Source organism: Burkholderia sp. 9775_39, assembly GCF_015712225.1.
GTDB lineage: Bacteria > Pseudomonadota > Gammaproteobacteria > Burkholderiales > Burkholderiaceae > Burkholderia > Burkholderia cenocepacia.
In genome coordinates this window covers 491,614-505,528 of sequence record NZ_JACCQC010000001.1, presented here as the reverse complement: position 1 = coordinate 505,528, position 13,915 = coordinate 491,614, and the positions used below count along the sequence as shown (strand labels likewise).

Genomic DNA, 13,915 nt, shown 5'->3' with positions numbered 1-13,915 from the left:
GAGGCTCCGATGCGCCACCACCGTCCTGTGCGCCTGCAGCACATCGCCGGCATCGGCGTCGATCGCATGGGTTCGATCGCCGATCATGCCGACGTCGACCTTTTGCGACTCGAAAATCTCGATACCGACATCCCGCCCACCTCGGAGGCGCTCGCCGTCACCCGAGAGGCCATCCAGCGAGACTCGGCCAACTCCTATTTGCCATTCGTCGGTCAGGATCGGCTACGCGCGAGCGCTGCCGCCCACGTGTCGGCGCTGTCGGGGCAGCGCTTCACGGCCGACCAGGTGGTGGTGTCGGCGGGCGGACTCTCCGGCATTCTGAACACGCTGCTCGCCACCGTCGAGACCGGCGACGAAGTCATCGTCACCGATCCGACCTACGCAGGTCTGCTGAACCGCGTCCGCCTTGCGGGCGGCGTACCCCGGCAAGTACCGTTCGTCTTCACGCCGGGCGGCGAATGGAAGCTGGACCAGGCCGCGCTGCGGGCAGCGATCGGTCCGCAGACGCGGGCCATGCTGCTGATGTCTCCGTCGATGCCTTCGGGCGGCTTCTTCGATGCGTCCGACTGGCAACTGATCGCGAGCCTGTGCGTGCAGAACGATCTGCTGCTGATCCTCGACAGCGCGATGGAACGGCTGCTCTTCGATGGACGCACGGTCATCCATCCCGCCGGCCTGCCCGGCATGGCGGAGCGTACGGTCACGGTCGGCGCGGCGTCGAAAGAGCTGCGCATGATCGGCTGGCGGGTCGGCTGGATCGTCGCGCCGCAATGGCTGATTCCGGATCTCGTGGCCGTGTCGCTCGCCAATGTCGTGGTGCCGGTCGGCATTGCGCAGGAGGCCGCGGCGGTCGCGCTCGACCATTCCGCATCCGATCTGCCTGGCTACGTGAGCGAACTCGAGAGGCGGCGGGATACGGTCGCCGCCCAACTGTCGGGGCTCCCGTTCGGCATGCCGGCGGGCGGCTGGTCGATGCTGCTGCGCGTGTCCGATTTCGGCCTGACCGGGTCGCAGATGTCGGAGCGATTGCTGCGCCACGGCGTATGCGCGACCGCCATGGCCGGATGGGGCGTTGCCCACGGCGACGCGTATATCCGTTTCGTGTTCGCGAACGAACCGGTCGAGCGGTTGCGCACGCTCGGGGACAAGGTGCGCTTCGCACTGGACGGCGCCTGACGGCTGCTCACGAGAAAGCGGAATCGCGCGCAGCGCGTCGCCGGTTGGAGGTGTCCGGAAGTCCGTCCGTGATGGTCGAGCACACTCACGCGAGATCACTCCACGTGACGCGATCCATCCGGCGCCGGGGCGGCGCGATGCCCCGGCCCCGGTCGGACCTGACGCCGGGCGAACGCCCTACCGCCCCGCCGGCGGCCGCAGGATGTCGCGCGGAATCGACGCGATCAGCACGCAACTGATCAGCAGGCAGGCGCCCAGCGCATAGGTCCCGTTGTTGATGTCGCCGGTCATCTGCTTCGCGACGCCGGTGATCATCGAGCCCGTGAAGCCGGACAGGTTCCCCACCGAGTTGATCAGCGCGATGCCGGCCGCCGCGGCCGTGCCGGACAGGATCTGCCCCGGAAAGGTCCAGTAGATCGGCATCAGCGCGAGGATGCCGCACGTGGCGATGGTCAGGAATACGATCGACAGCGCCACGTTGTGGGCAAACGCCGCGCTCAGGATCAGAAAGACGCCGCCGATCAGCGCGGGAATCGCCGCATGCAGGCGGCGTTCGCCGGTCTTGCGCGAGTGCGACGCGTTCCACACCATCGCGAAGATCGCCGTCAGGTACGGAATGGCCGTCAGTACACCGATGTGCAGCGGGCTGTGCACCCCCGACGCGCGAATGATCGACGGCAGCCAGAAGGCCAGCCCGTAGAAGCCGGTATTGAAGGTCAGCAGGATGAAGGTGAGCAGCCAGACGCGCGGGCTGCGCAGCGCGGCGCCGATGCTGTGCGACTTGTGCGCGGCTTCGGATTCGAGGTTGCGCGACAGCACCGCCTTTTCGTCGGCGGACAACCATTTCGCCGACTGCGGGCCGTCGCCGAGGCAGGCCAGCACGATGAACGCCACCACGATCGACGGCAGCCCTTCGAGCAGCAGCATCCATTGCCAGCCGCTCATGCCCGACAGGCCGTGCGTCTGCTCCATCAGCCAGCCCGACACCACGCTGCCCAGCGTCAGGCTCAGCGGGATCGCCACCAGGAAGCCCGACATCGCCACGCTCTGGCGGCGCGCCGGGAACCAGTAGTTCATGTACAGGATGACGCCGGGGAAAAAGCCGGCTTCGCACAGCCCCAGCAGGAAGCGCAGCGTGTAGAACATGGTGGTGGTCTGCACGTGGAAGAACTGCGCGAGCGGCACGATGAACGCCATCGACGACGACACGATGCCCCACGTGATCATGATCCGCGCGATCCAGAAGCGCGCGCCGTAGCGGTGCAGCAACAGGTTGCTGGGCATCTCGAACAGGAAATAGCCCCAGAAGAAAATGCTCGCGCCGAGCGCATAGACGCTGTCGCTCAGGCTCAGGTCGTCGAGCATCTGCAGCTTCGCGAAGCCGACGTTGACGCGATCCAGATAGGCCACGACGTAGCACAGCAACAGCAACGGCAGGATGCGCCGCATGACCTTGCGGTAAAGGGCGTCTTCGGACGAATCGGCCGCGGCCGGTGCGGCAGCGGCCTGCGTGATGGATGGCATCGGTCTGTCTCCTGTTCGTGTAGGTCTTCTTCGTACCGGCGAGTCCTCTGACGCATCGATGTTACCGATAACATTCCGTGGCAAAAAAAAAGCCGGCGAGGCGACGGGAGCGATCGGCACACTGATACCGGTAACACACCGGAAGGTAGCACGCTGCGACCGGCGCGTACAAGGTCCGCCGCACGCGTGGTTTCCCTAGTACGGGCGTCGCCGCGACGGGCGAGCGTCGGCCGGCCTGCCCGGTACGCCGCACCGGTATGATGTAGCCTTTCCGGCCTTCTCACGATCGCGATTCCGATGCCCAGTCCCACCGCCGTCCGGCCTGCCGGGCCGCCCCGCATGTCCGACGTAGCGCGCCTCGCCGGCGTCTCGAAGATGACCGTGTCGCGCGTGCTCGCCGGGCACAGCGTGGCCGCCGAGACGCGCGCACGGGTCTGCGAGGCCATCGAGCAGCTCGGCTACGTGGCCGACGCGGCCGCCGGCGCGCTGTCGTCGGGGCGCTCGGAGTTCGTCGCGGTGCTGGTGCCGTCGCTGTCGAGTTCGAACTTCTCGGACACCGTGCGCGGGCTGACCGATGCGCTCGAACCGCATGGCCTGCAGTTGCTGCTCGGCGATACCGACTACGACCTCGAACGGGAAGAACGGCTGGTGCGCTCGATGCTGCGGCACCAGCCGCGCTGCATCGCGCTGACCGGGGCGCAGCACACCGACGCGACGCGCAAGGTGCTGGAACGCTCGGCGATTCCGGTGGTCGAGATGTGGGACCTGCCCACCCGCCCGATCGACACCGCCGTCGGCTTCTCGAACGTGCGCGCCGCCCGTGCGATGGTGCGGCACCTCGCCGAGCGCGGCTATCGGCGCATCGGCTTTCTGGTCGGCGCGAGCGAACTGGATCGCCGCGGCCTGGACCGGCTCAAGGGCTACCAGGCGGAGATCAAGGCGCTGGGGCTCGGCGAACCGCGCGTCGTGCGGCTGGGCGAATCGCCGATCACGATGAGCCACGGCGGCCCGGCGATGGCGGCCCTGCTGGCGCAATGGCCGGATACCGATGCGGTGATGTGCGTGAGCGACATGTCGGCGTTCGGCGCGATCATGGAATGTCATCGGCGCGGGCTGGCCGTGCCCGCCGACATCGCGGTGGCCGGCTTCGGGAACTTCGAAGTGGCAACCTGCTGCCATCCGACCATCACGACCGTGTCGGTCGATGCGTACGGTATCGGGCTGCGCACCGGCGAAGCGTTGCTGGCGGCGCTGCAGGCGCGCGACGGCGGCGAGCGGACCGAATCGAAAAGCATTCGTATCGACTACACGATCATCCCGCGGGAAAGCGCCTGACGGCCGGCGCCCGCGCGCATCCCGACCCGCGGGATGCGCGGCTCCGTACCGGTTTCCGCCGCCCTCTGCTGCGCCACTCGCGCACGAAATCGCGCACGAAATCCCTTCCGCGATGCAAAAACCCCGTGCTAACATCCCACCGATGTTACCGGTAACTATCCGGCACGCAAAATGAGAAAGGCCCCTTAGGAGACAGCCTGCCATGTCACACACCGCTCGCCGCCTGCGCAGCCAGGAATGGTTCGACGACCCCGCGCACGCCGACATGACCGCGCTCTATGTCGAGCGCTTCATGAACTACGGGTTGACGCGCGAGGAACTGCAGTCGGGCCGCCCCGTCATCGGCATCGCGCAGACGGGCAGCGACCTGGCACCGTGCAACCGCCACCACCTCGAGCTGGCCGAGCGGACCAAGGCCGGCATCCGCGACGCGGGCGGCATTCCGATGGAATTCCCCGTGCATCCGCTGGCCGAGCAAAGCCGTCGGCCCACCGCCGCGCTCGACCGCAATCTCGCCTACCTCGGGCTGGTGGAAGTGCTGCACGGCTTTCCGCTGGACGGCGTGGTGCTGACGACCGGCTGCGACAAGACCACGCCCGCGTGCCTGATGGCCGCGGCCACCGTCGACCTGCCCGCGATCGTGCTGTCGGGCGGGCCGATGCTCGACGGCTGGCACGAGGGCAAGCGGGTCGGCTCCGGCACGGTGATCTGGCATGCGCGCAACCTGCTCGCGGCCGGCGAGATCGACTACGAAGGCTTCATGCAGCTGACCACGGCTTCGTCCCCGTCGATCGGCCATTGCAACACCATGGGCACCGCGCTGTCGATGAACAGCCTGGCCGAGGCGCTGGGCATGTCGCTGCCGGGCTGCGCGAGCATTCCCGCGGCCTATCGCGAGCGCGGCCAGATGGCTTACGCGACCGGCAAGCGCGCGGTCGAGCTCGTTCGCGAAGATCTTCGCCCGTCGACGATCATGACGCGCGCGGCGTTCGAGAATGCGATCGTCGTCGCGTCCGCGCTGGGCGCATCGACCAACTGCCCGCCGCACCTGATCGCGATCGCACGCCACATGGGCGTCGAGCTGAGCCTGGACGACTGGCAGCGCTTCGGTGAAGCCGTGCCGCTGCTCGTCAACTGCATGCCGGCCGGCGACTACCTCGGCGAAAGCTTCCACCGCGCCGGCGGCGTGCCTGCCGTGCTGCGCCAGCTCGATGCGGCCGGCCTGCTGCGACGCGACTGCCTGACCGTATCCGGTCGCGCGATCGGCGCGATCGCCGACACCGCGCAGGACGCCGACCGCGACGTGATCCGGACGCCCGACGCGCCGCTCAAGCATGGCGCCGGCTTCATGGTGCTGTCGGGCAACTTCTTCGACAGTGCGATCATGAAGATGTCGGTGGTCGGCGACGCGTTCCGCCGGACCTATCTTTCCGAACCGGGCGCGGAGAATACATTCGAAGCGCGCGCGATCGTGTTCGACGGCCCCGAGGACTATCACGCGCGCATCGACGATCCCGCGCTGGACATCGACGAGCGCTGCATCCTGGTGATCCGCGGCTGCGGCACGGTCGGCTATCCGGGCAGTTCGGAAGTCGTGAACATGGCGCCGCCCGCCGAATTGGTGAAGCGCGGCGTGACGTCGCTGCCGTGCATGGGCGACGGGCGCCAGAGCGGCACGTCGGCCAGCCCGTCGATCCTGAACATGTCGCCGGAAGCGGCGGTCGGCGGCGGCCTCGCGCTGCTGCGCACGAACGACCGCGTGCGCGTGGACCTGAATCGCCGCAGCGTCGACGTGCTCGTCGACGAGGACGAACTCGCCCGACGCCGCGAGAGCGCAAGCTTCACCGTGCCGCAGGCGCAAACGCCGTGGCAGGAACTCTATCGCCGCTTCGTCGGCCAGCTGTCCACCGGCGGCTGCCTCGAACCGGCCACGCTGTACCTGAAGGTGATCGAGCAGCGCGGCAATCCGCGCCATTCGCACTGATTTCACCGTCCACGACTCTTGCCGAGCTGACCATGCGTACTCCTTCCGTTTCCGACTGCCTGCCGCACGACCTCGCCCACGCGCTGCTGATCGGCCGCGTCTGGCGGCACGACGGCGCCCACGCGGGCCCGAGCGTCGTCGCCGTGCGCGGCGGCGAAGTGTTCGACATCACGCGCACCGTGCCGACCACCGCGGACCTGTTCGACCGCCCCGATGCAGTCGCCATCGCGCGCACCGCCGTCGGCGAATCGCTGGGCCGCGTCGAACCGCTGCTGCAGGCAGCGCTCGACGGCACGCCCGGTGCGACGCACCTGCTCGCACCGTGCGACGTGCAGGCGATCAAGGCGTGCGGCGTCACGTTCGCCGTCAGCCTGATCGAACGCGTGATCGAGGAACAGGCCGGCGGCGATCCGGCCAGGGCGCGCGAGGTACGCGACACCATCGCCGCGACCATCGGCACCGACCTGTCGAAGATCGTGCCCGGCTCGGAAGCCGCGCTGCGCCTGAAGGCGGAACTCGAGCGCCGTGGCGCGTGGTCGCAATACATGGAAGTCGGCATCGGCCCGGATGCCGAAGTGTTCTCCAAGGCGCAGCCGATGTCAGCGGTCGGCTTCGGCGCGGACGTGGGGCTGCTGCCCGTATCGGTGTGGAACAACCCGGAACCGGAGATCGTGCTGGCGGTCGCCAGCGACGGCCGGCCGGTGGGCGCGACGCTCGGCAACGACGTGAACCTGCGCGACATCGAAGGCCGCTCGGCGCTGCTGCTCGGCAAATGCAAGGACAACAACGGCTCGTGCGCGATCGGCCCGTTCGTGCGGCTGTTCGACGACGGCTTCACGCTCGACGGCGTGCGGCAATGCAGCGTGTCGCTGCGTGTCGAAGGCGCGGACGACGGCTTCGTGCTCGACGGCATCAGCCACATGCGCGAGATCAGCCGCGACCCGGCCGACCTCGTCGCGCAGACCTGCGGCGCGCATCACCAGTACCCGGACGGCTTCATGCTGTTCCTCGGCACGATGTTCTCGCCGATCCAGGATCGCGATGCGCCGGGCGCCGGCTTCACGCATCACCTGGGCGACCGCGTCACGATCTCGACGCCCGCGCTCGGCGCGCTCGTCAATACCGTGCGGCTTTGCACGGAGATCGCGCCGTGGACCTTCGGCGTGCGCGCGCTGTATGCGAACCTGGCCGCGCGCGGGCTGCTTGCTGCGTGAAGGCGGGGCATGGAGCGCGAATCCGGCATTCGCGCACCGCGCACGTCATGATCGACCGTTCAGCGTGACGAACCCGGCGCCACCAGGCCGCGGCGCGGCACCGGCGTCGAAAAGACGATCGACGTGCGCGTCTCGCCATAGCCGTTGATCGATGCGAGAAAGCGCTCCAGATGTTCCAGGCTCGGGGATACCACGGTCACGATGTAGGAATCCGCGCCGGCCACATGATGGCATTCCAGTACCTCGGGTGCGCGTCGCAATTTGTCGAGAAAGGCCTTCTTGCCGGGCTGCTGCACGGTGATCCCGACGATCGCGCGTACCGGGTAGCCGGCCAGCGCCGGATCCAGGTCGGCGCTCACCGAACGCACCACGCCGGCGTCCTTCAGACGCTTGAGCCGTTCCACCGTGGCCGGCACCGACAATCCCGCGGCCAGCGCGAGGGTCTTCAATGGCGCGCGGCCATCCTCCTGCAACGCGGTCAGCAACGCCCATGCCTTGGTGTCGAGTTGCAGCGATTCGGTCATGACCGCCTTCCACCTGAAAAATCGAAGATGAAATCGATTTTCGGTTGCGGTTTCCTTCTGTGCAAGCCGGGCATGCGATTTGATAATGCCCGCATGCACGCACGGGGAAGGAGATCTACCGATGTCGCACCGATTACATGTCAGCCACCGGATCGTGATAGACGCGCCGGTCGATCGCGCCTTCATGTTTTTCACCCCGGCCGGGGAAACGCTGTGGGTCGACGGCTGGAAGCCAACCTACGTCCACCCCGGCGACGGTCGCACCGAGTCGGGGATGGTATTCACCACCGGCGAGGGCGACGAATTCACGATATGGACGCTGGCCGACTTCGACCGAAACAGGCATCTGTCGCGTTATGTGCGTTGCACGCCGGCCTCGCGCACCAGTGTCGTCGAGGTGCGCTGTATCGCGCTCGACGAAGCGAGCACCGAGGTATGGGTCAGCTATACGCTGACGGCGCTCAACGCCATGGGCGAGCGCGCGCTCGACGAATTCCAGGGCGAGCGCTTCGCCGCCATGATCGACGAGTGGGCGCGCAAGATCGCGGAACGCCGCGCGTGGCTGCTGGCAGCTTCGCTCCGCTGAGTCGTTCGTCCCGCCGCTTTGCCCTTCCCGGCCGCCGTCACATGAAACGACGTCGGCCGAAGCGGAATGAAACCTGCGACTCGGACGCGAATCGTTATTTGTCGCATCCATTCGCGTCGTGGGAGAACCATGCAGACCATCGACATCCTGCGCCTCGCCGATGAGACGGGCGAGCGCTATTTCAACCGGGTCGTCGCCGAAAGCGGCGGGCAGGTCGTGCGCATGAGCGTGATGACGGAGCCGTTCGCCTGGCATCGACACCCCGATGCCGACGAAGTGTTCGTCGGTCTCGACGGCACGCTGCTGCTCGAAACGCTCGAAGGGGGCGCGATCGCACAGGTGCGCCTCGCACGCGGCCAGGTTGCGGTCGTGCCGCGCGGCGCGATTCACCGCACACGCCCCGCAACCGCGCGCTCCGTGAACCTGACCGTGGAACCCGCGAACGCGTCGACCGAATGGTGCGACGGACCGGCCGATACCTCGACGTAGCCGGAACGCGGGCCGCGCGCCGTCGCGCACTCAGTCGAACGGCACGGCCAGCCGGTCGATCACCGCGCTGGTCTCGGGCCGGACGCCGCGCCACCAGGCGAACGCCTCGGCCGCCTGCTCGACCAGCATGCCGACGCCATCCGCGATGCCGTGCACGCCGGCATTTTTCGCGAGTCGGAGAAACGGCGTCAGGCGCTTGCCGTAGGCCAGTTCATAGGCCGTGCCGGTCGGACTGAACACGCTCGGCGGGACAGGCGGCAGGTTGCCGGTCAGACTGGCCGACGTCGCATTGACCACCAGGTCGAAACGTCCCATCCGGGCGAGGTCCGCATAGCCGCCCGCGATGAGCGTTCCGCATCCGGCGACCTCCAGGGCCAGTGCGCGCGCCTTGTCGACGTCGCGATTCACGATTACGAGTTCGGCCGGCCCGGCATCGAGGAACGGCAGCAGCGCGCCGCGTGCCGCGCCGCCGGCACCGAGCAGCAAGATGCGCTTGCCCGCCATCGGGAGCCGGAGATTGACTTCGATGTCGCGAACCAGTCCGATGCCGTCGAAGTTGTCCGCCCAGATGCGGTCGCCGTCGAACTTGAGCGCATTGGCTGCGCCCGCCAGCGTCGCGCGCGCGCTTCGCTCGTCGGACATCGCGAATGCGTCGAGCTTGAATGGCGCGGTCACGTTGATACCCTTGCCGCCCCCCTCGAAAAATGCGCGAACCGCTGCAGCAAAGGCGCCTGCCGGCTCGACCGGCCCCTCGATCGCCGTATAGCGGATGTCCTGTCGCGTCTGTTGCGCGAACAGACCGTGAATCAGCGGGGATTTCGTGTGCCCGATCGGATAACCGATCACCGCGTATTGGTCCGTCATCGTTGGCTCGCTTTTGAATAGAGGACGCCGTCGGCCTGCATCGCATCGATTTCGGCCGAATCGAACCCGAGGGAGCGCGCGACCTCCTCGTTGTGCTGCCCGAGATCGGGAGCGACGTCGCGTATGGTCGTGTCGCAATCGGAAAACCGGAACGGCAGGTTCGGCAGGCGCAGCGTCCCGTAGCGCGGATGCTGCTGCTCGACGACCATGCCTCTGGCCTGGATCTGAGGATCGTTCAACACCTCGTCGATGCGCTGCACCTTCGCGCACGGCACGTCGATGCCGTCCAGCAGTTCCAGTACCGACGCGACGGAACGCGCGGCCACCCACGGCTCGACCACCGCCAGGATCTCCGCGCGGTGCGCGTTGCGGCCGGTGCTGTCGTGAAATCGTGTGTCCGCGCCGAAGCCGGCCGGGCCGCCGTGCGCTTCGATCAGTTGCGCGAAGCGCTTCCATGCGTCGTCGACTTGCGCGGCGATCACGAGATCGCCGTCGGCGGCCCGGAACACGCCATAGAGCGTCGAGGTCGGCATGTCGTGCCCGGTCTGCTCGGGCAGCACGCCCTGCAGCGTGTAGCACTGCACCGCATATTCGTGCATCGATACCAGCGTGTCGTACAGCGCCATGTCGATATGCTGCCCGCGGCCGCTCTTCACGCGCCCGAGCAGCGCGGCGTTGATGGCCGCGACCGCATGAATCCCGGTGTACATGTCGCCGAGCGAAATGCGCAGCAGCGGCGGCCGCTCGCCGGGCGTGCCGACCATCTGCATGATCCCGCTCTTCGCTTCGGCGATCAGCCCGAAGCCGGCGCGATGCGCATCGGGACCGGTGTGCCCGTACGCCGAAATCGAGCAGTAGACGAGGCCCGGATTGCGCGCCGACAGTTCTTCATAGCCGAGCCCGAGCTTGTCCAGCGCGCCCGGCCGATAGTTCTCGATGAAGACGTCGGCCGAGTCGCACAGTCGCTGCATGAACGCCTTGCCGCGCGCGTCCTTCATGTTGACGCTCACGCCGCGCTTGCCCATGTTGAGCTGCAGGAAATAGCCGCTTTGCTGGTCGTCGAGCACGGTCGCATGCTGACGTCCGGCGTCGCCGGCGCCCGGGCGCTCGACCTTGATGACTTCGGCGCCGAGCGCCGCGAGGCAGCGCCCGACATACGGGCCGGCAAGAAAATGGCTGTAGTCGACGACGCGCATGCCTTCGAGGGGACGGGCCTGCATCACGCTGCCTCCGGCCGGCGCGGCACCATCAGGCGATGTTCGCCGCGTTGAACGACCTGCCCGTCCTGATTGATCAGCTCCGACGGCAGCACGACGATGCCCCAGTCCGGGCGGCTCTTGCTGGCCCGCATCGAACCGACGCGGAACGTCACGTGCAGCACGTCGCCGACCTTGATCGGCAGCAGAAAATCCCAGGTCCAGCCGAGCGACATGCCCGGCACAAAGCGATAGTCGCTCTGGGTCTTCAGGCCGTCGGCAACGGACAGCCCGAACAGCCCGTGCGCGACGAGGCAGCCGAAATGGCTGGCGCTCGCGTAATCCTCGTCGACGTGCACGGGCGTATGGTCGCCGGTGAGGTCGGCGTACGCGAGAATGCGCGCCTTGGTCACGACGTAAGTCGGGCTCGTACACGCGTCGCCCTCGCGGGCGTCGTCCCAGTATTTCTCGACGATCGTCATGGTCATGCCTCCGCGCGCGGGTCGATCGCCAGCGCCTGCGCGACGCAGGAAGCCGGCTTGGCCTGAATCAGTTCGACGGCAAGCCCGTCGGGCAGGCGAAGCCAGTTGCGCCCCTGCGGCATCTCCGTCACGTCGAATCGCCGCGCCGCGGCGAGCGCGGCTTCCAGGTCCTCGCACATCACGCCGAGATGGGCGAGCCGGCCTTCCGGGCCGCCGTGTTCCGGCGCGTGGATGAACTGCAGGCCGCCGAGCGTCCAGTACTGCCGCGGGGCGTCGAGCGGGCCGTCCACTTCGCGCAGCGTCATGCCGAGCACGTCCTCGAAGAAACGGATGTGCCAGCGGATGTCCTTCACCCAGATCGCGACGTGTTCGAGATAGGCTTTCGTGGCGCTCATGCGGCAGCCTCCTCGCGTTGGCGATCGGCCATCGCGCGCTCCAGCCCCTTGATGCACGCGACGAGCGTCGCATTGACCGGCGTCGGCACGCCGTAGCGCTGCCCGCAGCGCACGACCGAACCGTTGATGAAGTCGATCTCGGTGATCGAGCCCTTCTCGAGGCTTTGCAGCATCGAGGTCTTGAAGGTCGCGGGCAGCCCTTCCGCGGCCAGCGTCCATGCCTGTTCGGGGTCGGTCATCGACAACTTCACGCCGGCTGCCCGGGCCGCCGCGATCGCCTCGGCCACGGCCGCGAGCGACGTGGCCTTGAGCAGCGGCTCGTCGTAAAGCTGTCCGTAGGTGAGCCCCGTGAGGCCCGTCAGCGCGCCCGTCGCGACGTTCACCAGCAGCTTGTCCCACATCGTGCCGACGATGTTGTCGCTGATCGTCGTCGCGAGACCGGCGCCATCGAACGCGTCGGCGATCGCCTGCACTCGCGGCGTGATGCGGCCGTCGAGTTCGCCGATGTAGGTCGACTTGCCGATCACGCCGGATTCGATATGGCCCGCGCCGCGCCGCACGCCGCCGACGTAGGTCTTGCCCGCGAGCACGCGCTCGCGGCCGACGGCGTCGCTCAGGATGTCCTCGTGGCCGAGGCCGTTCTGCAGCGACAGCACGACGGTATCCGCGTCCACCAGCGATCGGGCGCCGCGGATCGCCGCGTCGGTGTGGAACGACTTGACCAGCACCACGACCAGGTCGGCCGTGCCGACTTCGGCAGCCTGCGTCGTCGCATGCACGCGTACCTGGCGGCTGCCGCGGGCGTCGTCGACGCGCAGTCCGTCGCGCCGCATCGCGTCGACGTGCACGGGCGAGCGATCGATCAGCCAGGTCTCGTGACCGCCTTCGGTAAGGGTGGCGCCGATTGCGCACCCCAGCGCGCCAGCGCCCAGAATTGCAATTTTCAATGCTGTCTCCTTGACGTATGGCCTCACGATAGGAGTCGCCGCTCATGCCGGCAATGCAATGGATACAATGACGCCATTGCAATGGACAATAATGTGCCGATGCCCGCCGATCTGCCCGACCTGAAGCTGCTGCAGCTTTTCGATCTCCTGTACGACGTGCGCAGCGTCACGCGCGTCGCCGAGCAACTCGGCCAGAGCCAGCCGACGGTCAGCATCTGGCTCGGGCATTTGCGGGAACACCTGCACGATCCGCTCTTCATCCGGACGCCCGGCGGCATGGCGCCGACGCCTCAGGCCGATGCGCTGATCGGGCCCTGCCGGGAAATCCTCGAATCGCTGCGGCGCTTCACCGCGTGGGAGATCGCGTTCGATCCGTCGACGGCCCAGCGACGCTTTCGCATCTGCATGACCGACGCGAGCCACATCACGCTGCTGCCGCGGCTACTGGCCCATGTCAGGGCGCAGGCGCCCGGCGTCCGGCTGGAAGCCGCGCGGATCGACGGCAATACGGAACGCGCGCTCGAATCGGGCGAGGCCGACCTCGCGATCGGCTATGTGCCGTGGCTCGGCGGCGGCATTTACCAGCAGAAGCTGTATGACCAGGACTGGATTTGTCTGGCCAATCGGCATCACCCGAGAATTCGCGGCCGGCTCGGCGCAAAGCAGTACCGTTCCGAAGGACATGTCGCCATCACGGCGGGAACCGGCGCGCAGCTGCTCGAACAGGCGCTGCGGCAGGCGCGCATCGAGCGGGACGTGGTGCTGGAATTGCCGGGCTTCCTGGGTCTGGGGGCGATCGTCCAGACGACCGATCTGATCACGACGCTTCCCCGCCATATCGGCGAGACGCTGGCCCACGCGAACGACCTGGCGGTTCATGCCTGCCCGATCCCGGTCGACGGATTCGCGGTACGGCAGCATTGGCATGCGCGATATCACCACGAGGCGGGCAACCGGTGGCTGCGCGGCCTCGTGACCGAGTTGTTCGGTGCGTCGCGTTGACCGGTAGCCATGGCGCGGGGGTGCCGGTACGCGTAAACGGGGTGGGCGACCCAAACGTCACCGCCCTCATCCCGACGTAGACGCAGAAATAGAGGGGCCGCGGCCCCAACGGCACGCGACCGTTGCGCAGAATATCGAGCACGCCGGCCATGCTCAGCCACGGCGCAGGCCCGCTCGGTCTCCAGGTCGCGCAGCCC

General features: G+C 67.7%; 14 protein-coding genes. 7 read left to right on the top strand and 7 right to left on the bottom strand.

Translation table 11 applies throughout. The annotated features are described in order from the left end of the window. Nucleotides 1-9 precede the first annotated feature (9 nt). Nucleotides 10-1,176, top strand: a complete 1,167-nt coding sequence (locus H0X90_RS02160) for a pyridoxal phosphate-dependent aminotransferase (RefSeq protein WP_006483280.1) — start codon at nucleotides 10-12, stop codon at nucleotides 1,174-1,176. Nucleotides 1,177-1,353: 177 nt separating this feature from the next. On the opposite strand, the gene H0X90_RS02155 is transcribed toward H0X90_RS02160, so the two are convergent. Beyond that, nucleotides 1,354-2,700: an MFS transporter gene (locus H0X90_RS02155; RefSeq protein WP_006498148.1), complete on the bottom strand. Its 1,347-nt coding sequence runs from the start codon at nucleotides 2,698-2,700 to the stop codon at nucleotides 1,354-1,356. Between the two features lie 297 nt (nucleotides 2,701-2,997). Here H0X90_RS02155 and H0X90_RS02150 point away from each other — a divergent pair, with 297 nt between their 5' ends. The 3 genes from H0X90_RS02150 (at nucleotide 2,998) to H0X90_RS02140 (ending at nucleotide 7,233) form a co-directional block, all read left to right on the top strand. Further along, nucleotides 2,998-4,035 carry a LacI family DNA-binding transcriptional regulator gene (locus H0X90_RS02150; RefSeq protein WP_006483298.1) on the top strand — a complete coding sequence of 346 codons (1,038 nt, stop codon included), beginning with the start codon at nucleotides 2,998-3,000 and terminating at the stop codon, nucleotides 4,033-4,035. Between the two features lie 202 nt (nucleotides 4,036-4,237). Then, complete coding sequence (locus H0X90_RS02145; RefSeq protein ID WP_006483301.1) at nucleotides 4,238-6,019, top strand: IlvD/Edd family dehydratase; 1,782 nt, start codon at nucleotides 4,238-4,240, stop codon at nucleotides 6,017-6,019. Between the two features lie 32 nt (nucleotides 6,020-6,051). After that, entirely contained in the window at nucleotides 6,052-7,233 is a 1,182-nt protein-coding gene (locus H0X90_RS02140) for a fumarylacetoacetate hydrolase family protein (RefSeq protein ID WP_077189007.1), read from the top strand. A 59-nt stretch (nucleotides 7,234-7,292) separates the two neighbouring features. Here the strand turns inward: H0X90_RS02140 and H0X90_RS02135 are convergent, their stop codons facing one another. After that, a complete protein-coding gene (locus H0X90_RS02135; RefSeq protein WP_171984127.1) occupies nucleotides 7,293-7,757 on the bottom strand; it encodes an Lrp/AsnC family transcriptional regulator in 465 nt (154 codons plus the stop codon). 121 nt (nucleotides 7,758-7,878) lie between these two features. Here H0X90_RS02135 and H0X90_RS02130 point away from each other — a divergent pair, with 121 nt between their 5' ends. Together H0X90_RS02130 and H0X90_RS02125 are read left to right on the top strand one after the other, a co-directional pair. Beyond that, a complete protein-coding gene (locus H0X90_RS02130; protein ID WP_077189006.1) occupies nucleotides 7,879-8,343 on the top strand; it encodes an SRPBCC family protein in 465 nt (154 codons plus the stop codon). Nucleotides 8,344-8,472: 129 nt separating this feature from the next. Next, the gene (locus H0X90_RS02125; protein ID WP_171984126.1) at nucleotides 8,473-8,832 is read left to right on the top strand and encodes a cupin domain-containing protein; all 360 of its coding nucleotides are present in this window, start codon (nucleotides 8,473-8,475) and stop codon (nucleotides 8,830-8,832) included. 30 nt (nucleotides 8,833-8,862) lie between these two features. Here the strand turns inward: H0X90_RS02125 and aroE are convergent, their stop codons facing one another. Genes aroE through H0X90_RS02100 form a run of 5 tightly spaced genes read right to left on the bottom strand, consistent with a single transcriptional unit; the run spans nucleotide 8,863 to nucleotide 12,716 of the window. Then, complete coding sequence (aroE, locus tag H0X90_RS02120) at nucleotides 8,863-9,696, bottom strand: shikimate dehydrogenase (RefSeq protein ID WP_006483282.1); 834 nt, start codon at nucleotides 9,694-9,696, stop codon at nucleotides 8,863-8,865. Then, the gene (locus tag H0X90_RS02115; protein WP_077189004.1) at nucleotides 9,693-10,916 is read right to left on the bottom strand and encodes a CaiB/BaiF CoA-transferase family protein; all 1,224 of its coding nucleotides are present in this window, start codon (nucleotides 10,914-10,916) and stop codon (nucleotides 9,693-9,695) included. The genes aroE and H0X90_RS02115 overlap by 4 nt, the downstream gene beginning before the upstream one ends. Then, nucleotides 10,916-11,374: a MaoC family dehydratase gene (locus H0X90_RS02110; RefSeq protein ID WP_077189003.1), complete on the bottom strand. Its 459-nt coding sequence runs from the start codon at nucleotides 11,372-11,374 to the stop codon at nucleotides 10,916-10,918. Before H0X90_RS02110 ends, H0X90_RS02115 begins: the two co-directional genes overlap by 1 nt. Before the next feature lie 2 nt (nucleotides 11,375-11,376). Further along, a complete protein-coding gene (locus H0X90_RS02105) occupies nucleotides 11,377-11,769 on the bottom strand; it encodes a VOC family protein (RefSeq protein ID WP_077189002.1) in 393 nt (130 codons plus the stop codon). Further along, nucleotides 11,766-12,716, bottom strand: a complete 951-nt coding sequence (locus H0X90_RS02100) for a ketopantoate reductase family protein (protein WP_077189001.1) — start codon at nucleotides 12,714-12,716, stop codon at nucleotides 11,766-11,768. The genes H0X90_RS02105 and H0X90_RS02100 overlap by 4 nt, the downstream gene beginning before the upstream one ends. Nucleotides 12,717-12,797: 81 nt before the next feature. On the opposite strand from H0X90_RS02100, the gene H0X90_RS02095 reads away from it, so the two are divergent. Continuing rightward, nucleotides 12,798-13,718 (top strand): LysR family transcriptional regulator, encoded by a 921-nt coding sequence (locus tag H0X90_RS02095; protein ID WP_006483288.1) that lies wholly within the window; start codon nucleotides 12,798-12,800, stop codon nucleotides 13,716-13,718. Nucleotides 13,719-13,915 lie beyond the last annotated feature (197 nt).